This window comes from Sporosarcina sp. Y352, assembly GCF_056786535.1.
Genome location: NZ_JBXCJE010000005.1, coordinates 218,798 through 241,965 on the forward strand (window position 1 = coordinate 218,798; position 23,168 = coordinate 241,965).

A 23,168-nucleotide genomic window follows, 5' to 3' on the forward strand; every position below is an offset into this window, starting at 1 on the left:
TTAACATCAGTCCCAATACAATGGATGGATTCAGAAATCATGCTAATACCGCTTTGCGCTTTGTGGATGCCTCTCGCGATAAGCCGGAAAGAAGTTCACTTTCAGTCTTATCGCTTCGGCTACCACGAAGTCGCGCCTTCGCTGGATTGTCTATGTTAGAAAGCGCATTTCGTTGTTAGGGGTGAAATCTGCAACCTATAGTGCGTACTTCTTCGAATTAAATCACATCATATTCTCAGGATATACATCCCTAAAATCACAACTCTATCGATTATGAACACTTCAGCGCAGGCGCGGCAAAGGGGTAGCCGAAGCCCTGAGACTGGATGCGGAGCGTTAATCCAGGCTCAGGGTCAGAGGCATCCCCAAAGCGCCAAGCGATATACAATCCACAATCCGAATCATAGCTCTCTCGATAATGAACTCCCAGAGCGCCAAAGCGTTGTATGAGGATATCTTTATTCCCACCTATTTAACTCACTACTATTTTATTTGCTTTTGTAGATTTATTTTTTCACATATCCTAAAACTTTGCCTTCCACGCTATCTAGCGGTAATACCCCGAACTCTCTACTATCTGTCCCTCTCCACCATTGATCCACTAAAACAAATATGGTGTCTTCCATCACTTTTACGGGATCCATATTAGTCGCGAAATAGTTCTTGGTAGATTCTATATTTACGCTTTCGAGCGTGTTCTTTCTTTTAAAATATGCTTCTTCTTCCATGCCCAATATCGTAGCTTTCGCATAAAAAGTATCTAATATTTTATCATCAATAAAAACTTGTCCTTTTTTTATTTCAACAATCTCTCCTGGCAAACCAACTACCCTTCCAATATAGTTTTCAGGCGACTGAGGGTAACGTTTTAGGACAGCGGTAGGGGTTTTATAGTAAATTACATCCCCGCGATTCACATCCGAATAATCAAGGTCCACAACCAGTTCACTATGAGCAACTGTGTCATAATCATGATTTCCTCTATCCATTGCATCCGAACGCCATTCTATTAACGCTGTGTTTTCAGCGGTTTCAATCAACCCGACTTCTGGTTTTGTGTTTTCATCCGTTATGGTTTCCGCTGAACAAGCCACCAAGAAAAGCATAATCGCGACTATACTAATTTTTTTCAAATCCACCCTCTCCTTCTGAAAACAGTATTCTCTGTTTAGTTGATGTTTTACTAGAATACTTATTTTCCAGGGATATTAACATATAGAAGTTGGAAATTCGGCAAAGAAAAACACCTCAACTACCATCATTCTCTTTGTCAGAGAACATGCAAATTGAGGCGATTGGTGGTGCCTGGGTTTAGTTATTGGATTTCATTCGGGATTTCTTTATCGTCATCGAATACGTGGGGCTCTTTCCTTTTTACATCTAGTTCTTCAGGTGAATCATAAATCGGACTTCCCTCGCCAATCATTTTTAACTTAGCAATGAAATCTGGATTGTGCCTAAGTTCCATTTCAGACGACTCCACAGATAAGCGTTCCATTTATATCATCCTCCTCACAATTTTAACCGTGGCGAACTACGCTGGAATATAGCTATACATACAACAACATTCGATTTCTCTTTCTACCATTATACTAAATATTCAGAAATAAGTAAACTTTTAAGTGTTGCATGTTTTTTTAGAGACCGCAACGGATATACTATAACTACATAGCATAGCTAAACGAGGAGGTTCCTAAATGAAAAGAATTATATTATTTGATGGCGATTGTAATTTCTGTGATGCAAGTGTGCAATTTATCATAAAGCGGGATCCTTCAGCCCATTTCCATTTCACTTCATTGCAAAGTGAAAAAGGGGTGGAACTTCGTAAACAATATGCCATTTCAGATGAGATAGACAGCCTGGTTCTAATTGAAAATGGTCGGGTTTACACGAAGTCTTCTGCCGCGCTACATATAGCGAAAAAGTTGGATGGGCTATGGCATCTGTTATTTCTATTTATACTCGTACCGCCTATAATACGTAACGGCGTTTATGATTATTTCGCTGCGAATCGCTATAAATGGTTCGGTAAAAAAGAGGATGCCTGCATGCTGCCATCTCCCGATGAGCGCAAGCGATTTATTTGACCAACACGAAAGAGGGACCCAGACATCTCCGGGTCCCTCTTTCGTTATTCATTTAAACCTGCAGTTCTTTATTCTCTTCAGCTGTAAATGCGCGTGACCTAGTCAGAAAACGTTTGCCTTCTACTCCTTCAAGTGAAAACATGCCTCCGCGACCCGGGACAACATCTATAATCAACTGTGTATGCTTCCAGTATTCGAACTGGTTTTTGTGCATATAAAACGGTGTTTCACCAATGTAGCCAAGAAGGACGTCCTGGTCACCCAGTATTAGTTCACCGTCCGGATAGCACATGGGGGATGAACCATCGCAGCACCCACCCGACTGATGAAACATCAGCGGTCCGTGTTTTCCCTTTAAAAACGCAATGAGTTCAAGTGCAGCGTCAGTTGCGAGGACGCGTTCCGTCGCCGTCATCCGCACTCCCTCCTTTCTTACCGCTTAAAAGAACCCTTGTTTGTTTTCGCTATAGCTCACTAACATGTTCTTAGTTTGCTGGTAGTGACTAAGCATCATTAAGTGGTTTTCACGTCCAACTCCCGACGCCTTGTATCCACCGAATGCAGCGTGTGCCGGATACATATGATAACAGTTCGTCCAGACACGGCCTGCTTGGATGTCGCGGCCAAAACGGTAAGCTGTGTTCATGTCGCGGGTCCAAACAGCAGAGCCAAGGCCATATAGCGTATCATTCGCGATTTCAAGTGCTTCTTCTTTGGTTTTGAATGTTGTAACGGACACAACCGGCCCGAATATTTCTTCCTGGAAAATACGCATTTTATTGTTGCCTTTAAAGACAGTCGGTTTGACATAGTAACCGCCTTCCAAGTCGCCCTCCAACTTGTTTTGCTCCCCGCCGACTAAGCATTCTGCGCCTTCCTGTTTTCCGATATCAAGATAAGAAAGAATTTTTTCGAGCTGTTCATTCGAGGCTTGCGCGCCCATCATGACAGTCGGGTCTAGTGGATTTCCTGTTTTAATCGCTTTTACCCGCTCAATTGCACGCTCCATAAACTTATCGTAAATCGATTCCTGGATTAAAGCACGTGAAGGACATGTACATACTTCCCCTTGGTTAAGAGCAAACATGACAAACCCTTCCACCGCTTTATCCAAGAATGCATCGTCTTCTTCCATGACATCTTCAAAGAAAATATTCGGTGATTTACCACCCAACTCAAGTGTGACAGGGATTGCATTTTGTGAAGCATACTGCATGATTAGACGTCCTGTTGTTGTCTCACCTGTAAACGCAATTTTACCAATGCGCGGGCTCGATGCAAGCGGCTTTCCTGCTTCCAAACCGAAACCATTCACGACGTTGAGAACGCCAGGCGGCAATAGATCTCCAATCAGTTCGACGAGAACGAGAATCGATGCCGGAGTCTGTTCAGCAGGCTTTAGCACGACACAGTTACCTGCTGCGAGTGCCGGTGCGAGTTTCCACACTGCCATTAGAATCGGGAAGTTCCAAGGTATAATTTGTCCAACGACACCAATCGGCTCATGGAAATGGTACGCCACAGTATCATTATCAATTTGGCTTACTCCGCCTTCTTGTGCCCGGATAGCACCGGCAAAATAGCGGAAATGATCGATAGCAAGTGGCAAATCCGCATTCAATGTTTCACGGACTGCCTTTCCGTTATCCCACGTTTCGGCAACAGCAAGCATTTCCAAGTTCTGCTCAATCCGATCAGCAATCTTGAGCAATATATTTGAGCGATCTGTAACTGACGTTTTACCCCATGCGTCTTTTGCAGCATGTGCCGCATCCAGCGCTAGTTCAATATCCGCTGCAGTTGAACGTGCCACTTGTGTAAATACTTTGCCTGTAACCGGCGTCACATTATCAAAGTATTCACCCTTGGCTGGCGCTGTCCATTTTCCGCCAATGTAGTTATCGTAGCGTTCCTTGAAATCCACTTTTGCACCTTTTGTGTTCGGAAATACATAAACCTCATTTTCTACTGCTTGTACCATTTAACCATTCCTCCCCGTGAGCTGATTTTCACACGCAATGCCACTATACGTTGCAAACTTCTGCGGTATGCACTTCCACCCGAATTAAATTAGTGTATGCGCTTACACATCTTCTGGCATAAAGAAAGAAGCTTGTCCTCTCATTCTGTCAGACTATACTAATTATTTCAACTACTAAACTCAAAAATCATTCGACATGTTCATCAATTATTAATGCCTCCGTAATAATTTGTTCATATTTACCTATTATGATTAGGTTAATCGATTAAATAGGAGGAAGATATTATGGATACAGAGAACAAAAATAAATCAGGTAAAAGATTTTTATCAACCATCGGAGCTGGCATTATCGGTTCCGTATTGACGATAGCAGTTGTTACAAATACAGACTTTCTGAAGACGAGTCAGACAGAGTCACCGCCCGCGACTACGGAAACGGCTCCATATAATGTGCAACAAACGTCTGCGACAACAACCACATCACTCTCCGATATGGTCGAAAATTCATCGGATGCAATTGTCGGGATTCTTAATTATCAAAATGCGCAAAACCCATTTTCGCAACAAACCAAAAGCACCCAAGCTGGTACCGGTTCGGGCGTTATCTATAAAATAGATGGGGACAAAGCGTTCATCGTGACAAACAACCACGTCATTGAAGGTTCAGAGAAAATCGAAGTATCACTGGAAGGCGGAGAAGTTGCGACAGCTGAGCTGATAGGCAAAGACGCGCTAAGTGATCTTGCGGTTTTGACAATCGATGCGAAGTACGCAAAAAACTCCTTGGAGTTCGGCGATTCTGACAAGCTTCGTGCTGGGGATGAAGTCATCGCAATCGGAAATCCGCTCGGCCTCGACTTCTCCGGAACAGTCACACAAGGTATTGTAAGTGCGGTCGATCGTTCCATTAATGTACAGACATCTGCCGGCGAGTGGGAAATGAACGTCATCCAAACGGACGCGGCGATTAATCCAGGTAACAGTGGTGGTGCTCTTCTGAATAGTGCCGGTGAAGTAATAGGTATTAACAGCCTAAAAATTTCCGAAAGTGGCGTTGAAGGACTTGGTTTTGCAATTCCAAGTAATGAAGTTGTCCCGTTAATCGAAGAAATGACGAAGAACGGTGAAGTTGAACGTCCTTACATCGGCATCGGACTAGCAGATTTCAACCAAGTACCACGCACGTATTTTCAAAACCTTCCTGAGAAAGTGAAAGGCGGCGTGATTGTCGCTTCAATTGATCCGCAATCGGCAGCAGGAAAAGCTGGACTGCGTGTAGAAGATGTCATAACTGCGATAAATGGTACCGAAATTCTTGGCTCGGCGGATCTGCGAAAGTTCTTGTATTCCAACCTTTCTGTCGGTGACAAGGCAACATTTACAATTTATCGGGGTGCAGAATTGAAAACGATTGAAGTTACACTTACAAGCAACGTCTCCACGGCAAATTAAAATATACGGCCATTCACCTCTTCCTACTAGCCAAGGGAGAGGTGTTTGCAATTGCAAATTCCCCCATTTCGATTTACGTTTAGTAGAACACAATGCGTAAGGAGGTGTATTGCAATGAAAATCTTAGTAATTGAAGACAACGAAAGTGTCTCCAAGATGATTGAGCTGTTTTTTTCAAAAGAAGGAATAGATGGTTCATTCGTAAAAAATGGTTTGGAAGGTTTTGAACTTGCAAAGCAGGACGGCTGGGATTGTCTCATCATCGACTGGATGCTCCCCGGAATGGACGGTATTTCAATTTGCCGTAAACTTCGGCAGGAGGCTATTGCGACACCCATTATTATGCTGACCGCAAAAGACGGCGAATCAGACCAGGTACTAGGGCTCGAAATGGGCGCGGACGACTATGTTACGAAACCATTTAGTCCACTAGCACTCATGGCCCGCATTAAAGCCGTGACTCGGAGGTATTCGACACTACAAGACAAACCGTTAGAAGACGGCATTGTCGAAACAGCACATTTCAAAATTAATCCAAACACACGCGAAGTCTTACGGGATGGCGTGCGAATCCAAAACCTAACTCCAAAAGAATTCGATTTGCTGATTCACTTTGCCCAACATCCAAAACAAGTCTTCTCACGCGAGCAGCTGCTCGACAATGTCTGGGGCTATGACTTTTACGGTGACGATCGAACTGTAGATGTACATATCAAGAGGCTTCGGACGAAAATCGCAACAGAAGAACTTCCTTTTTTCCATACAGTATGGGGCGTTGGCTACCGATTCGACGAAACTGCGGGTGACGTCACCAAATGAAAATCAAATACCTCTACCAGCAACTTATGAGTCACTTCAGTGTCATTGTCATCGCATTTTTACTACTAAGCTTACTGTTTTCTCATTATGTTGAGCGATTTGTATATGACAATAAAACAGAAGAACTGGCTATATACGGGCAGTCTATTTTACGAGACATCAAACAAGACCAGCGAAATTCGGACCGTATTTTAAAATCATATGGAGATGTCCTGAACGCTCGCGATATCCAATATAGCTTATTCGATGAAAAGTCGGCCATCATTTACTCAACTGGCATAAATGCGCCGCTCATTAGTTTAAGTGAAGAAGAATGGCGAAATATCAAAAACGGTAAGACAATTATCGTTAAGCAAGACTTTAAACGTTTCAATGAAGCCGTTACATTCGTTCTCCTACCTTACATTCGTGGGCAACAGTTTGTCGGCGGGATTCTATTAACATCCCCTATCAAAGGCTCTCGCGAAGTTATTTCACAGATGAATTCTTATTTGCTAATTACGACGTTTATCGCACTGGCAATTTCGCTACTTCTCAGTTGGATTTTATCGACTTTCCACGTCAGAAGGATCAAACGACTTCAACTGGCTACATCCGCGGTTGCACAAGGCGATTATTCGGTGCGGATACCGTGGTCGAATGTTGACGAAATCGGTGAACTTGCCGGGGATTTTAACGAAATGGTTGAGCAATTAGATGCTTCTATGGAAGAGATTGAAAATCTTGAGAACAGACGACGTCAGTTTATGGCTGATGTATCCCATGAATTACGGACCCCTCTTACGACAATTAGAGGCATCATCGAAGGCTTAAGAAACGATATGATACCGGAAGCCGAAAAGGTGAAAGGCCTGCAACTAGCCACGAACGAGACAATGAGACTCATTCGGCTTGTCAATGAAAACCTAGACTACGAGAAAATTCGTTCAAACCAAGTCACATTGATCAAACAAGACATCCAGCTTATTGAATTGCTGGAAATCATTCAGGATCAGCTCGAAGGCGTTGCAGCAGAAAGGAATAATAAAATTATCGTTACTGTTGAACCCAACGTGTTCGTGCATGCGGATTACGATAGACTCACACAGATATTGATCAATATTACGAAAAACAGTATCCAGTTCACTGAAAGTGGCGCTATCTACCTTCGAGGCTACACAAGCGAGGAAAACACTGTCATTGAAATTGAAGATACCGGTATCGGCATCGACCCCGAAGATATCGAGAAAATTTGGGGCAGGTTTTATAAAGCGATTGTGTCACGGACAACCAATCCATATGGTGAATTCGGCCTCGGTTTGTCGATTGTGAAAAGTCTCGTTAGGATGCATAACGGAACAATCAAGGTAACCAGCGAAAAAGGACAAGGCACAAAGTTCACTTTGTCATTTCCACACCAAATCGAAAAGTAAATACTTGTTTTGTTTCCCATTTCAGACTTGTTAATAGTTTGTTCATATCTATCCTGTAGGATGAATTTACATCAACTACTGGAGGAATTAATTTTGACTAAAAAAAGGAACTTACTCTTAATGGCAGTTGCCTTGCTCGCAATTATGTTTGTGGCAACGGGCTGTTCGCAAGAAGCTAAAGCAACAAAAGCCACAGATGAAACGGTAGCAACGGTCGGTGATGAAAAAATAACGAAAGATGAACTGTATGACGTACTCGTTCAATCTTCCGGAAAAGAAGCACTCGATTCTATGATTGACAAGAAAGTGATTGCACTTGAGCTGGAGAAGAAAAAAGTAAAAGTTACTGATAAAGAAGTAGATGCAGAACTTGCGAAATACGTTGAAAGTGGTGGCGGGCAAGAGGCATTCACTGCCGCACTGGAGCAAATCGGCGTGACTGAAAAACAATTCAAAGAAGACATTACAGAATTTTTGTCCATCCAAAAAGTGCTAGAACCAGGTAAAGATATAACAGACGAGAAAGTTAAGGCCTACTTCGAAGAGAATAAAGCGTCTTTCCAAGTAGAAGGCGAAGCTGAACCTGTCTTGGCTGATCACAAAGAGACAATAAAACTACTTTTATCCGACCAGGAATTGCAAGCTAAGTATGTCGAGTGGTTGGATAAAGCAAGATCATCGTACGAAATCGAAAATTCGTTATCAAAAGAATAAACAATACCCCGTCTGTTGATTAACTAAAATTTAACCAGTAAATAACTCAATCAAATACCGGGTACTACAAGTATAGTTGCTTTGGATTGCTTTGAATTGAACAACTTCTATATCATTATCGAGATATCTTGATAAGTAGGGATGCGACTTCTTCGCATCCCTACTTTTTTTCGATAATCGTATGGTGTTTGTTCTTCCGTCGCTCTCCAAAAACATAAGTACAAGAAGTACCGAAGCTATTCGGGACGATAGAATAGCTCGCATCTCATCTGGAGAAAGGCGGTTAAAGTGTCGTGATTAATTCACTGAAAGCAAGCCGGAAATATCCCAGTGAAAATGGCTGTTATACAACATTTCAATGAAAGCGTCTTCATCGTACTTTCTCCTAAAATATTATATGCAATATATCATATACGCTTTTATTTCACATTCTTTCATGTTAAAGTTAGTGAAAATCTTATTATCTGAAAGGGGCGAGTTCCATGCCGCAAATGTTAGCTTTAGTAATTGTTGTTGCTATTTTATTTATCGGAGATGCCGTTTCTGTTCGAACAAATGCATGGATTCCATCCGTATTCGTCAGTGCCGTTCTCTTTCTACTCGGCTATTGGACATTTTTCCCGCCTGATATTGTTGCGGTTGCAGGCGTACCTCCCGTCGTTGCTACCATGTTGATTTACTTACTCATTACAAATATGGGAACATTGCTTTCGCTACGACAACTGAAAGAGCAATGGAAGACAATAACAATTTCCCTGTCAGGAATTCTAGGGGTTGTCGTTTTCCTCTTCGGAATCGGAACATTACTGTTCGGTCTAGAAACAGTTATTATCGCAATTCCACCCCTCGTTGGAGGAATCGTATCGTCATTAATCATGTCGGAAGGTGCTGTGGAAGCGGGACTGATTAATTTATCAGTATTCGCAATTGCCATTTACATTATGGGAGGGTTTGCGGGTTATCCCCTTACGTCATTTGTTCTGAAAAAAGAAGGTAAAAAGCTTCTTGAGAAATACCGAAATGGGGAACTTTTGGTCAAACAAACGAGCGATCATCCATCTCCTCAAAAAGAACCGATTGAATTGAAAATGTTTAGTAAATTACCGGAAAAATATAATACCGATTACTTTAAATTCTTCAGGCTTGCAATCGTCGGATATTTAGCGTATCTCACGTCTACATTCCTTGCACCATTCGTTTCAGTTAGCCCGTATGTCATTTGCCTCTTGTTTGGAATTATCGCAGCTAACGTTGGATTCTTGGAACCGCGTGTGTTGCAAAAAGCGAACGGTTTCGGTTTGGCTATCATGGTTCTTATGCTATTCGTTTTCGACGGATTGAAAGTGGCAACACCAGCTATGATAGTTGATATGATCTATCCACTCGTCGTATGTATCATTTTAGGCGTTATTGGAATGCTCCTCTTCTCGTTCATCATGGGGAAAGTGCTAAAAGTAACTAATAATATGGCGTTCGCCATTTCCTTGACCGCTTTTTACGGATTCCCAGCTGACTACATTATTACGAACGAAGTCATCAACTCCTTAACAGAGGACGAAAAAGAAAGAGATGCATTAACTGGGCAAATGTTGGCACCAATGCTCGTCGGTGGATTTACAAGTGTCACGATAGTTTCTGTCATCCTCGCAGGCATCTTTGTAGGGTTCCTGTAAGAATTTTCCCTAGGCGACTGTTACCTAGGAAATTCTGAAGCTATTCGGACTACTAACATAAGGAGGAATAGGAATGAAAGCCATTCAACAAAGGATTGAAGAACATATTGAATTGTTGAGTCGTTTTACAGCTACTCCTGGTAATGGTGTGACACGGCTTACGTATAGTGAAGAGGATTTACACGCACGCAACTACATCAAAGAGAAAATGAAGGAGTATGACCTTCACGTTTCGGAAGATGGCTTCGGTAATATTTTCGGAAAGCTGGAAGGTACATTAACAGACGCCCCTTCCGTCATAGTCGGTTCCCATTTCGACTCCGTTCCTAACGGGGGCGCCTATGACGGCGCTGCTGGTGTTATTGTCGGTTTGGAAGTTGCTGCATTGTTCAAAGAGAACAATCTTAAGCCCGCTTACCCACTTGAAGTCATTGCACTCGTTGAGGAAGAAGGCTCCCGTTTTGGCGGCGGTCTGATGGGTTCACGTGGCATGATGGGTTTATTGTCAGATGAAGATTTTAACTCATTGGCCGACAAAAATGGCGTATTGGCAGTGAATGCGATGGCCGACATTGGGCTTAATCCTACGAATATAAAAAAGCGGGACCCGAAAACAATAAAAGCCTTTCTGGAGTTACACATCGAACAAGGCCCTATTCTTGAAGAGAAGAACATTCCTATTGGTGTCGTTGAAGCAATTGTCGGTCTCACTCAATTAGAAGTGACAGTACATGGTCAGGCAGGACATGCTGGCACTACACCAATGGATCGGCGGTCTGATGCACTTGTCTCTGCAGCTCATATCATCTCAGCCTTACCTCAACTCGCTAAGATCGAAGGAAAAGGCACCGTCATTACAACGGGGCAGTTGAATGTCTTCCCGAATGGGGCGAATGTCATTCCAAACAAAGTAGTTTTCTCCATCGATATTCGTTCGAGCAAAGAAGCGCATGTATTGAATGCTGTCCAAAAGGTAAAAGAGTTGATTGCGCAGCAGGATGGCAACGGAATTCGCACTTCAGTAGAACAGCAACTCTATATCGCACCAAAACAGCTTGATACAAGCATCCGTTCGTTATTAAAAGAAGTCAGTGACGATCTTAAAATCCCATATTGTCCAATTAATAGCGGTGCCGGCCACGATGCCATGGTTTTTTCAGATTTCACAGCTTGTGGGATGGTATTCATCCCAAGCAAGGACGGGCTAAGTCATTGCCCGGAAGAATGGTCCGATGCGAGTCACCTCGCGGAGGGAACGAATATTATCTTTGAAGCAGTAAAACGATTAACGGAGGGACCTACATCATGATCAGTCAAAAAATAAAAGAAGCTATTACTAACTACAGCGATGAACTAACCGCTCTGCGACGCAAATTGCATAGCGAGCCGGAGCTGTCGTTTGAAGAAGTGAAAACAACTGCATTCGTCTGTGCCTATTTGGACGAACTCGGTATTTCCTACCGTAAAACAGAGCCGACTGGTGTTATCGCAGAAATTAAAGGCGCGCTTCCGGGCGAAACAGTCGCATTGCGCGGTGATATGGATGCGCTCAATGTTGAACAACTAAACACCCATGTCCCCTACGCTTCCAAAATAGACGGTAAAATGCATGCATGCGGCCATGATGCACATACATCGATGTTATTAATCGCTGCAAAAGCATTGTCCGAAGTGAAAGACGAATTACCAGGTAATGTTCGCCTGCTGTTCCAACCCGCAGAAGAAATTGCGCAAGGAGCCAAAGCAATGGTCGACCAAGGTGCCATGGAAGGCGTCGACAACGTTTTTGGTATCCATATTTGGTCGCAGTTGCCGACACATAAGGTTTCTTGCCCACCAGGACCTACATTCGCGGCGGCAGATATTTTCAAAGTGCATTTCACAGGTAAAGGTGGACACGGTGCCATCCCTCAAGACTGTATCGACGCAGCGCTCGTTGCTTCTTCGTTCGTTATGAATGTTCAAACCATAGTTTCACGTACAATTGATCCGCAACAAGCCGCCGTTTTGACTGTTGGTAAAATGGAAGTCGGTACGCGTTTCAATGTCATTGCTGAGAATGCATTGATTGAAGGAACGGTTCGCACGTTCAACCAGGACACGCGTAATCATATCGAAAAAAGCATTTCACATTACGCCAACAGCGTCGCCGACATGTACGGAGCGACTGCAGAAGTTGAATATATCCGTGGCACACAGCCGGTTGTCAACGACGAAGCGAGCGCAAACCTCGTCCAGCAGGTTGCAGCAGAAGCATTCGGTCCGGATTTTGTTTTTGATGAAAAACCGACGATGGGCGCTGAAGATTTCTCATTCTTCCTCGACAAAGCACCCGGTAGTTTTGCACTTGTAGGATCCGGCAATCCCGAGAAAGATACGGAATGGTCACATCACCACGGCAACTTCGACATTGACGAAGACGCACTCGCTACTGGCGCGGAACTGTATGCGCAGTATGCCTGGGCTTACTTGAATAAATAATAGACTGATCAAAAGGAAAAGCCAAATTGGCTTTTCCTTTTTTTTCATGAGCAATAATATCCCCTCGCCTCCTTCACCAAGATTACTAGAAGGATAATCCCCAGATTACAGCCCAACAAGTGGAACATTCCAATAAACTTTATATACAAGGTTGTTATTTTGAATCGCGGAAAACATGGAAATCAATCAACCCGAACTGATGTTTAAAATTATTTTCCCCGCGTCATTCCCGTCCATCGTGAGCGGCCTGCACCTCGCACTCGGAAGTGCATGGATTTTTCTAGTCGCAGGCGAAATGGTAGGTGCGCAATCAGGGCTTGGTTTTTTAATTGTCGATGCGCGTAACACACTAAATCTTGCAGGTGTACTCGCCGGCATTATCTTCATAGGGCTATGCGGATTTATCCTTGACCGCCTAATTACACTGTTTGAGCTATGGGTCGGCCGTCATTGGGGTGCATCTATATAAATCCAAAAAATAAGAACGGAAGCGAGATACTTCTCACTTCCGTTCTATCGTGATTTCGCGAGTTACGTGTTTAGGGTCTGAACGGGTTCAATTTCGACACTTATAGCTTCAATATCATGGACAATTTTCCCCGTTCTTTTTGAGTAATACACAATCTCAACTTCATCGCCCGTTGATGAATCAACAAGTTTTTTATAGCATTCATCCAAATGTTTGGTGCCCCATATGATTAATGAATTAAATACATGTTCTAGATCTTCACCGCTCTTGGTAAGCATGTACTGGTAACGTGGAGGATGATTGGTGTATAGTTTCGCCGTAACTAACCCCTCCGCTTCCAATAACTTTAGACGTTCCGATAATAGATTAGCAGATATGCCATTTAACGCTTTCTTTATTTCGTTAAAAGTCGTTCGTCCAGTAAGGATTTCATGAATGATGAGAAGCGTCCAGCGATCACCTATTATGTTCAGTGATTGAGCGATGTTGCACGGCAGATTGTATTTTGGTTTCACAACAAACATCCTTTCAATGAAATCTCATTGATTGATTATACAACATTATCAGTCAATGGGTTGCTTTTATTAACTAAGTATTATAATATAACCCTTAAGGTTGATAAAACCAATAGGAGAGGTAGGTTTTCGGAAATGAGTCTATATTTAATCGAATCATCTCTAACTGGAATCGCAAGTACTAAGCAAGAGGTGGACCAAAAAGCAAATGAGCTTCAAAAACTACTTAATGAAAAAGAAGCTACTTTGATTGAATTACAAGTATCGAAAGACTTTTCACGCTCTTTTTTCATTATCGAAGCAGAAAATGAAGAAACAGCAACAAGCGTAGTAAAAGAAGCAGGCATCGCAATCGAACTCGTTAAAGATGTACGCCTTGTTGGAGACGAATTGGAACAGGTAAAACAAAAAAAGGACGTCGTGAATTATTTAGTTGAATGGAATATTCCAGAAGACTTGACGATGGATCAGTACCTTGCACGCAAAAAGAAAAATTCCGTTCATTATGAAGAAGTTCCAGAAGTATCATTCGCAAGAACTTACGTCTGTGAAGATATGAGCAAATGTCTATGCTTCTACGATGCACCTGACGAAGCTGCCGTAAAACGTGCACGTGAAGCAGTAAAAACCCCGATTGACTCAATTACAGAAATTCTAGGATAACAAGATGACTTAGGAGTGGTATTCGTGACGAAAAGCACAGCAGAGAAAAAGGAAGTCCTCAGCAATTTAATCGAGCAGGAATTGAAGCCATATGTGAAGAAAATCGATGTGGATGCCTTCTATGCGGAAACATTTTTACGTAAACTTGGCGAATCAGGGCTTCTTTCTTCTGTCGGACGCACGAGAAAAGAGGTTGTCTTGGATGAGGTGTCCATAATATCCGAAACAGCAAAAACGTGTATGACGACTGCTTTTTGTTTATGGTGCCACTTAGCTGCTATATCATATATCCGCAACACGGAAAATGAACAACTGCGTGAGGATTTACTGGGGCAACTTGAAAACGGTAGCATGCTTGGCGGAACGGGACTTTCTAACCCAATGAAATACTACGCAGGGCTTGAAAACTTAAACTTGAAAGCAGAACGCACAGAAGATGGATATCTAGTCTCAGGCGTGCTTCCATCAGTTTCAAATTTAGGGAAATACCATTCATTCGGACTCGTAGCTAGTCTAAATGACAAGGAACGGATTATGTGCTTCGTCTCATGCAGTTCAGAAGGTCTGTCAATGAAGGAAAGATCCGATTATCTCGGTATAAATGGTAGCGCCACGTATGCTTGTGTATTTAAAGATGTATTTGTGCCAGATGCGCGTGTAGTTTCAAAAGATGCGGATTCATTTATAGAGAAAGTACGACCCGTGTTTATCGCTTATCAGATTCCACTCGGTTTTGGCGTAACAGAGGCATCGATTCGTTCAATCGAAAAAGTATGCAACAAACAAAACGGGTGCAACCAATATCTACAAACGCAACCGAACGAACTCAAGGAAGCGAAAATAGGATTTGAGAAAGATCTACAGGACTTGATCCAGTCCGACACCTTCGATTGGAAGGAACTCGCGAAAATCAGATTATCGATGGCCTATTTAACACTGAGCGCAGTTCAGACCGCGATGCTCCATAACGGAAGTGCAGCTTATCTAAATGCCAGCCCGAGCGCAAGAAGACTGCGTGAGGCTTACTTTTTCGCCAACTTAACACCAACTATCAAGCATCTTGAAAAGGTATTGAGTTCATAAACGCTTTCAAGAAATGCGCTCAGTAACCCCGACATCGACGAAGACGCACTCGTTACTAGCGCTGAACCGTACGCGCAGTATGCTGGGCTTACTTGAAGAAATGATGAAAGAACGGAAAAGCCTAATCGGCTTTTCCGTTCTTTTTTGTGGGTGGCGGCGAGAACATGCTGCAATACTGTAATAAAATAGCTTGAGTTAACCATAGAGTCATTGTGATATGATGAAACTAATTATTCCTATATGATTTAAAGGGAGGAGTTTCTATGAACTTCATTGCCTGGACAATTGTGGCATGTGAAATTGGTTTTTGGGTCGTCATTGCTCTCGGACTCATCACGCGCTATATTTTCAAACGTGAAAAGCTAGGTTTTTTCTTGCTCGCCCTAACGCCTGTAATCGACTTGATTCTACTAATAGTCACGGCAACTGATCTTTATAATGGAGCAACTGCGACGCAAGTGCACGCCATAGCGGCCATATACCTCGGTTCATCCATTGCGTTCGGTAAAAGCATGATTCGCTGGGCTGATGAACGCTTTCGTTATTATGTTCAAAAAACAGGTGCAAAACCGCCGCGTAAAATCGGCTATGAACATGCTCGTCACTCGATGAAGGGTTCAATGCAGCATCTGCTTGCGTATATCATTGGCGGTGCTTTCCTGATTGCCATGATTTATTTTATCAGCGACCCGGCGAGAACCGAAATACTGTCCGCAACATTAAATACATGGGGGCTTGTACTAGGCATTGACTTTGTAATTTCTATTACGTATTTCATCTGGCCACGGAAAGCGGCAACGAAATGAACGCATGAAAAAAGCCAACCTGTAGTGAGGTCTGGCTTTTTTTGTATTAACTTTAATCTTCTTCACCCATTAGCAGATTCCTTCTGTTTAAGCTTCAGTGCATGTAACCCGATAAAGACCAGGATAAGGATCATCGAAATTAGGGATCCACCTCCAAGCTTCCACCCCTCACTTAAAGATGTAAAGTTGAGGACAAATTCCGGACCGAAAAGAAGTATCGGAATGATGATGACAATCCATGATTTCAGAAAGACCGCCCCGACAATAAAGACGAGTAGACACACTGCGACGAAAAACTTATTCATACCTATTGTAGCAATGTATAATGGTTCAAAAAGAATCGCACTTATCAATGCAACAGCGATGAATAGAGAATTTACAACGATTACTGCTACGAGCACGGGAACTATATTTCTCTTACCGTTCAGTTCTTTTTTCGCTACATTTCTGAACAGTACCCAGTAGACAATAAGTGAGAGGATAACAACAATCGGTATGCCAATCAACTGAATAATATCCAGCTCAAATCTGTTATTTAGTGCTGAGCCCATTACAGAATAGGCGATAATCAAAATACTTAAAATTGGAATGAACTTCAGCCAAGATGCATAATCATTCGTCATTTCTCTTTCAAGCGACTTCATATACACAGCCGGTGATCCAGCTGTAATGCTGTCCACATCCTTTCCGCGACGTTCGAGCTCAGCTAGATGATCTTCGAGTTCCCCTGCTACCTCTTCAATCTCAGCCTCATTTTTACCGGATGTTATTAAATATAATCGAACATTCTTTACAAACTCATCACTTCTCTTTGATAACTTCATGTTGCTCCCCCTCCTCCATTAATAAATTCACGCCCATTGAAAGCTCATGCCATCGTTCTTTGAAATCATCAATATCGGCGCTACCCGCTTCCGTTAGTGAGTAATATTTACGTTTAGGTCCGTTTGGAGAGGGACGCATAACTGTCGATACAAGCCCATCTTTCTGCATTCTCATAAGGACCGGATAAATACTCCCTTCACTCACCATCGTCAACCCATACTTCTGCAACTCTTCAATCATCTCGTATCCGTACGTCTCCCCTTTGCTTATAATTGCGAGAAGACAGCCCTCCAATATACCTTTTAACATTTGACTCGATGAAGCCATCTATCTCCTCTCCTTTTCACTACCTTGTATAACACCTTAGCATGCACATTTTTATATGTCCACTACCTTGTATAACACGTTAGTGTTTTTTTGGTATTCAAATGGAGAGGGCGCTTGCTTTTAAATTGAACGCACCAAAAAGCCGACCCATTAATGAACTGCCCCCCAATTGTTAGACATCATCTAACAATTGGAAGAGCAACTCATCGCAGGTCGGCTTTTATATGATTAATCGATATTGCAATAGCTGCAAACAACTTCGGCAACCGATTTCGCGGAAACAATAAGGGCATCTTCATCAATTTCAAACTTCGGATGATGATTCATGAATGCTCTATCTACCCCTTTTGGCTTACAACCGATATTAAAGAAAACGCCAGGTACTTTTTCCAAGTAATACGAAAAGTCTTCCGATCCCGAGAACACTGGGAACTCCACTACTTCCTTGATATCCGGGTCATTTGAATTCTCAAGAATAGAAACAACCTCCGCGGTTACCGTCGGATCATTGTAGAGAGCCGGATAATCAGCCGTATACGTCAAGTCACACTTCACGTCGAACTCCACCTCAATGCCGCTTACAATGCGATGAATTTCCCTCGAAATCAATTCCTGCGTTTCTCCGTTCATATAACGCACATCGCCTTCAAGTTCGATACTGTCCTTGATGACATTGAATGAACCTTTCCCGTCAAACGAACCGATTGTAACAACACCCATTTCAAATGGATTCAAACGCCTGCTGACAATGGTCTGGATAGCTGTTACGAAATGGGCACCCGCAACGATAGGATCATTCGCGTGATGCGGAGAAGAACCATGCCCCCCACTTCCTTGAATCACTAGCTTGAAATACGTTCTTCCCGCCATTGAATAGCCACTTCGATAACCGACCGTTCCCGCTGGATGGGTTGGAAATAGGTGCGTACCGAAAACCAAATCCAAATCGTCAAGCACACCTGATTCGACGATACTCTTCGCTCCGCCCGGCGGTGTTTCTTCCGCATGTTGGTGAATAATTTTAATCGTACCGGCAATGGATGATTTCATTTGAATAAGGCAGTCTGCAAGAATTAACATATAGGCAGTATGTCCGTCGTGACCACACGCGTGCATGACACCCTCATTTTTCGATTTGAACGGCACGTCAGCCTCTTCATGAATGGGCAGTGCGTCAAAATCGGCACGGAGCCCGATTGTCTTACCAGGCTTGTCTCCTTTAATGGTTACGATAATCCCATATCCATTGCCAACATTCGTCTGAACCTCTACATTTTTTCCTTTATAAAAATCAGCGATATATTGTGCAGTTTTTTCTTCTTTGAAAGACAGTTCAGGATTCTCATGTAAATGGCGGCGAATCGCTACCATCTCGTCTTTACGACTATCAAGCAGATCCAATAATTGACGTTTTGTTTGAATTCCTTCTTGCACGCTTTGACTCATTTGTGTCATTCCTCCTTGTTTTTCAATAAAACCAATACATGCATTGTCTCATACCAATGTTAGTTGTTCATCCTCATTTATTTTACTGCTTTCTTACTTTTTAACTTTTCAAGTAGTATGCAACCGACAACTGTCCCCAAAATGCAAAGGAACGTTTTCAATGAAGCCGGCACCGGACCCAAATTAACCAGAAGTCCAAAAGCCAACCCAACGATGCCCCATAGCGGTTTCTTAATGGCAAATTGAGCAATAACTCCACCGAATATGGCCGGCAAGACAAACTGGAAACTGGCGGTTAATGATTCCGGTAACAATGCAATTAGATATGAACCGAATAGGATGGCGAACACGAGAACAACCGTATTAACGATAGAAGCAGCCGCTATAGCGAGCGTCGCTGTCACTTCCCCTTTTTTCGTGCCAGGTTCCGCACCGACTACACTTTGAGCGATCGACGCGCTCGGCAAGCACATATTTCCTATGTTACCTGTCAGAAATGCGAGATAGGTGCCTGAAACGCCTAAAACCGGATAATAACTAATGGGTTCAACAAACCACAAAACCGCAACAATGGATGCATAGGCAAGGAACCCTGACAAAATCGGGGACCATCCCGGATGAAAATTAAGACCGAATGATAGATATAAAGGCAAAGCGAGCGTTAATGCAATAACGCTCCAAATCGTCAAACGTCCCCAAAAATGCGACTTAGCATGAAATGTTGCAAAATCGATTGCCCCACCTGTTTTATTCGTCTGTATAGCCTCTTGTAACATCACTTCCGTTTTTGCTTCGTTCACAATTGCCATGCTCGTTCTCCCGCCTTCCTCGTTACATTAATAAAAGCCCCACCGATATACCGACGACAATAACTAATCCGAGTGACCATTCTCTTAACCAGCTCAATTTAAACCTATTAGAAGCCCATATGATAATCGGCATGATAAGAAATGCAATGATAAATACCGCTGTCTCATTAAGTCCTTTCACCATTTGACCTGCCCCAAAATAACCGAAAGCCCCAATCATCGCCGCAGTCGAAACAACACTTAACATTTGAATGTTTTTTCCATTTCCAGCGATTTTCTCTTGAAATTTTCCCAGTGATTTCGTGAATAGTGCTGTAACTAATAGCCAGCCCATACCACCGAGACACATGACCCAGACCGCTGTTGTAAATGCTTTTTCAGTAAAAGTCGACGAACCCAGTTCCGATCCGGCAGCCTGCGCTCCCAAGCTCGCCCCAACAGTTTCAATCGGTGCAGATCCGACGATTCCAATTCGCATGAGCGTCACCGGATTTCCAAGAAAGGTTATCAAGGAAATTGCGACAATAACAATCGCAAAAGATGGCCCTAACGAACTAATTGCTCCCGTCCGCACTACCGATTTCACCTCTTGGTTTGTCAACCCAACAGCAGGCGCTGTTTTTGAAGCGAGCCTGATAAAGACAATTGCTTGAAAGATAACAATCCCAATAACGAGCGATGCAATCAGCCAAATCGGGAAACTGTTTGCCAAATTCATTACTTGTTCCATCTGTTTTCCTCCTCATTTTTTCTAGTCACTACCCCAGGTTTTCAAAGCAGTATAAAAGATACCTTTATAAAGCGCTTTCATTTTTTAGAATCTTTAATCTTTTCATTTTATGTTCCCTACTATACACTGAGAGTAGATTGATAACAATAGAGGTTTATACATAATTTCATTTATATTTATGGATATATCTACACCTTGATGATTTGGGGGAGTCTCATATGACTAAAAGCAACACGGATAATCCTATATTACATGGGAAGCTTGGGGACGTTGAACTTAAAATTTTGGTCGATAGCATCCGTTCTATTACTTCAAGCTTAGACCTTGATGAAGTTTTGCAAAAGATTATGCGGAATGCACTTAAGGTGATTCCAGCTACAGGTGCGGGTTATTTAATGCTGTATGACGAAGAATCAGAGCGGTTAATCCCAAAAGCGCTAATCGGATTTAGCGATAATATTTACAATTTCAAAGTAAAAATTGGAGAATCCATTACAGGGAAAGTATTTGAGGATGGAATAGGTCGGATATTCAATTCTAAGGAAGAAATATTCGAGGCAATGAATCATAATGGTGTTTCCCAAAAAAACTATGATCATATCACATCATCTGCAAGCTTTCCTGAAGCCCTTATTTGCGTTCCTATTTCTATCGAAAATAAAAGGATTGGAATCATGATCACCCACCAACGACATCTAAAAAAAGTGTTGGATGAACATGACCTTCTTTTATTGCAAGCGTTTGCCGAACAAGCTGCTATCGCTATTCAAAATGCACAGTATTTTTCAGAAGCGACTCAGCAGATTGATACAATTACACAACTGAGTGCACAGCTTGAGGAGCATAACAACCAACTTCAAAAAAGACACGAAGTACATGAGGCGTTAACGACTATTTCATTAGAGAATAATGGCCTGGAGGCAATCATACACAAATTCAACCAATTGATTGATTCACCCGTCAACTTTTTCAACGTTATCGAAGACAAATTCTATTTGTACAATCTTAATGAAACACCCAATTACGATCCTTTCGAACTTAAAAAAATCTTTTCAAAGAGAAGGAAACCAATTCACTTAAAGGAGGATTCCCCTTTTGCAACAACCCATTATTTGCACCCTATTCATAATGGCTCCATCTTTCTTGGTTGTTTCATAATTGACGTTGACGAGAATATATCCGAACCGGATCGGATTGTGCTCGAACAGGGAAGTTCCATTTTAGCTTTAGAGTTAATCAAAAATCAAACTGCCACTGAATACTTTTATAAAAAGACACACGAACAATTCCTGGCACTGCTTAACGCTCAAAACGCTGAACACCTTGACGCGCTCGCACAGAACTTCAACCTAAACGCTACTTCCCATTGGTTCATGACAATTTTTGAAATACCAAATTACTCGGATTTACAGCTACTAGAAATCAAGATCCACCACTTAATTCTAAAATTAAAGAGCGAATTGCCCATGACAGGAACAATGATTTACGGATTACAAAATCGAGTCATCTTCTTTGCTTCCTTAACCAATCCGGATTATTTCTCTAATTTTCACCAGAAATTCCAAGCTATCAAACAAGAGTGGGACACAAGGGGTAAACCTTCTTTCCGTGCAGGCACCAGTGCAATTTATAATGGCTTGCACGCCACAAAAAAAATGTACGAAGAAGCCAATAAAACACTGATCTACCTGGCCTCACGTAACCACCTGGATATAATTCGTTATGAAGACATCGGATTGAACAAGCTTTTTTTAAACCAATCGCCTGAGGAGATCCGACAATTTGTCATTGAAGTCTTTCTTCCCCTAACGAACGCGAACGAACACAAAACTGAGTTGGAGGAAACCTTACTTTCCTATTTCGAATCAAACCGGTCTGCTACAAAAACGGCCGAGAAACTACATATTCACATCAACACACTGTACCAACGCATACGAAAAATCGAACATTTACTGCAACTGGACTTAAACAACAATGAGGACTCTTTGAAGATTCACCTAGCCTGTCATTTGCGAACGACTTACTTATGAAAATAACATTAGGATACGAGAATATACCGACCGGATATTTGGTCGGTCACCCCTCCAGATGAAAACAAAAGAATTTTCAAACACAAAAAAGCCGACCTATTAATGAACTACACCACCTAATATTTGGAGTGTAGTTCATCGAAGGTCGGCTTTTTGTATTATGCGTTCATGCTTTTCATTGCTTCTCCAACTTGCACCGTTCGTCTCGCTTGATGAGCAACTGCCGCTTTGATCGCCGCTTCGCCATCCACCATTTTTCCGTCTTGGTCGACGGTTACGCTTGTTCCATATGGGTTTCCGCCAGCTCCGTAGGCAACTGCATCCGTGTAACCAGGCGCCGCAACAATTGCTCCCCAGTGGTACATCGTCGTGTATAGTGACAGAATTGTCGCCTCCTGGCCACCGTGCGGGTTTTGTGCGGAAGACATTGCGCTTACTGCTTTATTGGCAAGCTTGCCTTGTGCCCACAAACCGCCTGTCGTATCGAAGAAGTTCTTCATTTGACCCGGCATGTTACCGAAACGTGTCGGTACGCTAAAAATAATTGCATCCGCCCAGGCAAGGTCTTCTGGCGTAGCTACTGGAACGTCTTTTGTCGCTTCAACATGCGCTTTCCACCCAGGATTTGAATCGATTACGGCTTGTGGCGCTGTCTCCGGAGCTTTTATCACTTTCACTTCAGATCCTGCTTCTTTTGCTGCTTCTGCTGCCCATTGCGCCAATTGGTAGTTCGTACCACCCATGCTATAGTATACGATTGCCGTTTTCGTCATAGTTACCGTCTCCTCTGTCGTTGTTGTAGTTGGATTTTCGAATAACATGTCTAAAAAACCCATTTCAAAA

General features: G+C 42.6%; 23 protein-coding genes and 1 pseudogene. 13 read left to right on the forward strand and 11 right to left on the reverse strand.

Features of this window, described 5'->3' with window-relative positions:
• Nucleotides 1-506: 506 nt before the first annotated feature.
• Both lepB and AC1TO6_RS10935 read right to left on the reverse strand, forming a co-directional pair.
• Nucleotides 507-1,133 carry a signal peptidase I gene (gene lepB / locus AC1TO6_RS10930; protein WP_482101626.1) on the reverse strand — a complete coding sequence of 209 codons (627 nt, stop codon included), beginning with the start codon at nucleotides 1,131-1,133 and terminating at the stop codon, nucleotides 507-509.
• 182 nt (nucleotides 1,134-1,315) lie between these two features.
• Nucleotides 1,316-1,498 (reverse strand): hypothetical protein, encoded by a 183-nt coding sequence (locus tag AC1TO6_RS10935; RefSeq protein ID WP_482101627.1) that lies wholly within the window; start codon nucleotides 1,496-1,498, stop codon nucleotides 1,316-1,318.
• 199 nt (nucleotides 1,499-1,697) lie between these two features.
• Between AC1TO6_RS10935 and AC1TO6_RS10940 the strand changes: the two genes are divergently transcribed.
• A complete protein-coding gene (locus AC1TO6_RS10940; protein ID WP_482101628.1) occupies nucleotides 1,698-2,090 on the forward strand; it encodes a thiol-disulfide oxidoreductase DCC family protein in 393 nt (130 codons plus the stop codon).
• A 52-nt stretch (nucleotides 2,091-2,142) separates the two neighbouring features.
• On the opposite strand, the gene AC1TO6_RS10945 is transcribed toward AC1TO6_RS10940, so the two are convergent.
• Together AC1TO6_RS10945 and adh are read right to left on the reverse strand one after the other, a co-directional pair.
• On the reverse strand, nucleotides 2,143-2,505 hold the full coding sequence (locus tag AC1TO6_RS10945; RefSeq protein WP_482101629.1) for a DUF779 domain-containing protein: 363 nt from the start codon (nucleotides 2,503-2,505) through the stop codon (nucleotides 2,143-2,145).
• A 24-nt stretch (nucleotides 2,506-2,529) separates the two neighbouring features.
• A complete protein-coding gene (gene adh, locus AC1TO6_RS10950) occupies nucleotides 2,530-4,071 on the reverse strand; it encodes an aldehyde dehydrogenase (RefSeq protein WP_482101630.1) in 1,542 nt (513 codons plus the stop codon).
• A 285-nt stretch (nucleotides 4,072-4,356) separates the two neighbouring features.
• Here adh and AC1TO6_RS10955 point away from each other — a divergent pair, with 285 nt between their 5' ends.
• The 8 genes and pseudogenes from AC1TO6_RS10955 to AC1TO6_RS10990 form a co-directional block, all read left to right on the forward strand.
• Complete coding sequence (locus tag AC1TO6_RS10955) at nucleotides 4,357-5,523, forward strand: S1C family serine protease (RefSeq protein ID WP_482101631.1); 1,167 nt, start codon at nucleotides 4,357-4,359, stop codon at nucleotides 5,521-5,523.
• A gap of 114 nt (nucleotides 5,524-5,637) precedes the next feature.
• The gene (locus AC1TO6_RS10960; protein WP_482101632.1) at nucleotides 5,638-6,342 is read left to right on the forward strand and encodes a winged helix-turn-helix domain-containing protein; all 705 of its coding nucleotides are present in this window, start codon (nucleotides 5,638-5,640) and stop codon (nucleotides 6,340-6,342) included.
• The gene (locus tag AC1TO6_RS10965) at nucleotides 6,339-7,754 is read left to right on the forward strand and encodes a sensor histidine kinase (protein WP_482101633.1); all 1,416 of its coding nucleotides are present in this window, start codon (nucleotides 6,339-6,341) and stop codon (nucleotides 7,752-7,754) included. Before AC1TO6_RS10960 ends, AC1TO6_RS10965 begins: the two co-directional genes overlap by 4 nt.
• A 93-nt stretch (nucleotides 7,755-7,847) precedes the next feature.
• A complete protein-coding gene (locus AC1TO6_RS10970) occupies nucleotides 7,848-8,468 on the forward strand; it encodes a SurA N-terminal domain-containing protein (RefSeq protein WP_482101634.1) in 621 nt (206 codons plus the stop codon).
• A gap of 482 nt (nucleotides 8,469-8,950) precedes the next feature.
• Nucleotides 8,951-10,141 (forward strand): hypothetical protein, encoded by a 1,191-nt coding sequence (locus AC1TO6_RS10975; RefSeq protein ID WP_482101635.1) that lies wholly within the window; start codon nucleotides 8,951-8,953, stop codon nucleotides 10,139-10,141.
• 73 nt (nucleotides 10,142-10,214) lie between these two features.
• Nucleotides 10,215-11,450, forward strand: a complete 1,236-nt coding sequence (locus AC1TO6_RS10980; RefSeq protein WP_482101636.1) for an allantoate amidohydrolase — start codon at nucleotides 10,215-10,217, stop codon at nucleotides 11,448-11,450.
• Entirely contained in the window at nucleotides 11,447-12,622 is a 1,176-nt protein-coding gene (locus tag AC1TO6_RS10985; RefSeq protein ID WP_482101637.1) for an amidohydrolase, read from the forward strand. The genes AC1TO6_RS10980 and AC1TO6_RS10985 overlap by 4 nt, the downstream gene beginning before the upstream one ends.
• A gap of 163 nt (nucleotides 12,623-12,785) precedes the next feature.
• Nucleotides 12,786-13,091, forward strand: a pseudogene (locus tag AC1TO6_RS10990) (ABC transporter permease); the annotation flags it as partial.
• A gap of 62 nt (nucleotides 13,092-13,153) precedes the next feature.
• On the opposite strand, the gene AC1TO6_RS10995 reads toward AC1TO6_RS10990, so the two are convergent.
• A complete protein-coding gene (locus tag AC1TO6_RS10995) occupies nucleotides 13,154-13,606 on the reverse strand; it encodes a winged helix-turn-helix transcriptional regulator (RefSeq protein WP_482101638.1) in 453 nt (150 codons plus the stop codon).
• A gap of 135 nt (nucleotides 13,607-13,741) precedes the next feature.
• Between AC1TO6_RS10995 and AC1TO6_RS11000 the strand changes: the two genes are divergently transcribed.
• The 3 genes from AC1TO6_RS11000 (at nucleotide 13,742) to AC1TO6_RS11010 (ending at nucleotide 16,158) form a co-directional block, all read left to right on the forward strand.
• The gene (locus AC1TO6_RS11000; protein ID WP_482101639.1) at nucleotides 13,742-14,269 is read left to right on the forward strand and encodes a DUF4242 domain-containing protein; all 528 of its coding nucleotides are present in this window, start codon (nucleotides 13,742-13,744) and stop codon (nucleotides 14,267-14,269) included.
• Nucleotides 14,270-14,293: 24 nt separating this feature from the next.
• Nucleotides 14,294-15,352 carry an acyl-CoA dehydrogenase family protein gene (locus AC1TO6_RS11005; RefSeq protein WP_482101640.1) on the forward strand — a complete coding sequence of 353 codons (1,059 nt, stop codon included), beginning with the start codon at nucleotides 14,294-14,296 and terminating at the stop codon, nucleotides 15,350-15,352.
• Between the two features lie 263 nt (nucleotides 15,353-15,615).
• Nucleotides 15,616-16,158 (forward strand): hypothetical protein, encoded by a 543-nt coding sequence (locus AC1TO6_RS11010; RefSeq protein ID WP_482101641.1) that lies wholly within the window; start codon nucleotides 15,616-15,618, stop codon nucleotides 16,156-16,158.
• A 62-nt stretch (nucleotides 16,159-16,220) separates the two neighbouring features.
• Here the strand turns inward: AC1TO6_RS11010 and AC1TO6_RS11015 are convergent, their stop codons facing one another.
• From AC1TO6_RS11015 to AC1TO6_RS11035, 5 genes are all read right to left on the reverse strand, one after another.
• Entirely contained in the window at nucleotides 16,221-16,982 is a 762-nt protein-coding gene (locus tag AC1TO6_RS11015; RefSeq protein ID WP_482101642.1) for an HAAS domain-containing protein, read from the reverse strand.
• Nucleotides 16,960-17,310 carry a PadR family transcriptional regulator gene (locus AC1TO6_RS11020; protein ID WP_482101643.1) on the reverse strand — a complete coding sequence of 117 codons (351 nt, stop codon included), beginning with the start codon at nucleotides 17,308-17,310 and terminating at the stop codon, nucleotides 16,960-16,962. The genes AC1TO6_RS11015 and AC1TO6_RS11020 overlap by 23 nt, the downstream gene beginning before the upstream one ends.
• 228 nt (nucleotides 17,311-17,538) lie before the next feature.
• Entirely contained in the window at nucleotides 17,539-18,756 is a 1,218-nt protein-coding gene (locus tag AC1TO6_RS11025) for a M20 family metallopeptidase (protein ID WP_482101644.1), read from the reverse strand.
• A 77-nt stretch (nucleotides 18,757-18,833) separates the two neighbouring features.
• Nucleotides 18,834-19,565, reverse strand: coding sequence for a small-conductance mechanosensitive channel (locus AC1TO6_RS11030; RefSeq protein WP_482101645.1), 732 nt, complete (start codon nucleotides 19,563-19,565; stop codon nucleotides 18,834-18,836).
• A 22-nt stretch (nucleotides 19,566-19,587) separates the two neighbouring features.
• On the reverse strand, nucleotides 19,588-20,295 hold the full coding sequence (locus AC1TO6_RS11035) for a DUF5058 family protein (RefSeq protein WP_482101646.1): 708 nt from the start codon (nucleotides 20,293-20,295) through the stop codon (nucleotides 19,588-19,590).
• A 218-nt stretch (nucleotides 20,296-20,513) separates the two neighbouring features.
• On the opposite strand from AC1TO6_RS11035, the gene AC1TO6_RS11040 reads away from it, so the two are divergent.
• A complete protein-coding gene (locus AC1TO6_RS11040; RefSeq protein ID WP_482101647.1) occupies nucleotides 20,514-22,325 on the forward strand; it encodes a helix-turn-helix domain-containing protein in 1,812 nt (603 codons plus the stop codon).
• A gap of 158 nt (nucleotides 22,326-22,483) precedes the next feature.
• Here AC1TO6_RS11040 and wrbA read toward each other — a convergent pair whose 3' ends face one another.
• The gene (gene wrbA / locus AC1TO6_RS11045; RefSeq protein WP_482101648.1) at nucleotides 22,484-23,161 is read right to left on the reverse strand and encodes an NAD(P)H:quinone oxidoreductase; all 678 of its coding nucleotides are present in this window, start codon (nucleotides 23,159-23,161) and stop codon (nucleotides 22,484-22,486) included.
• Between the last annotated feature and the right edge of the window lie 7 nt (nucleotides 23,162-23,168).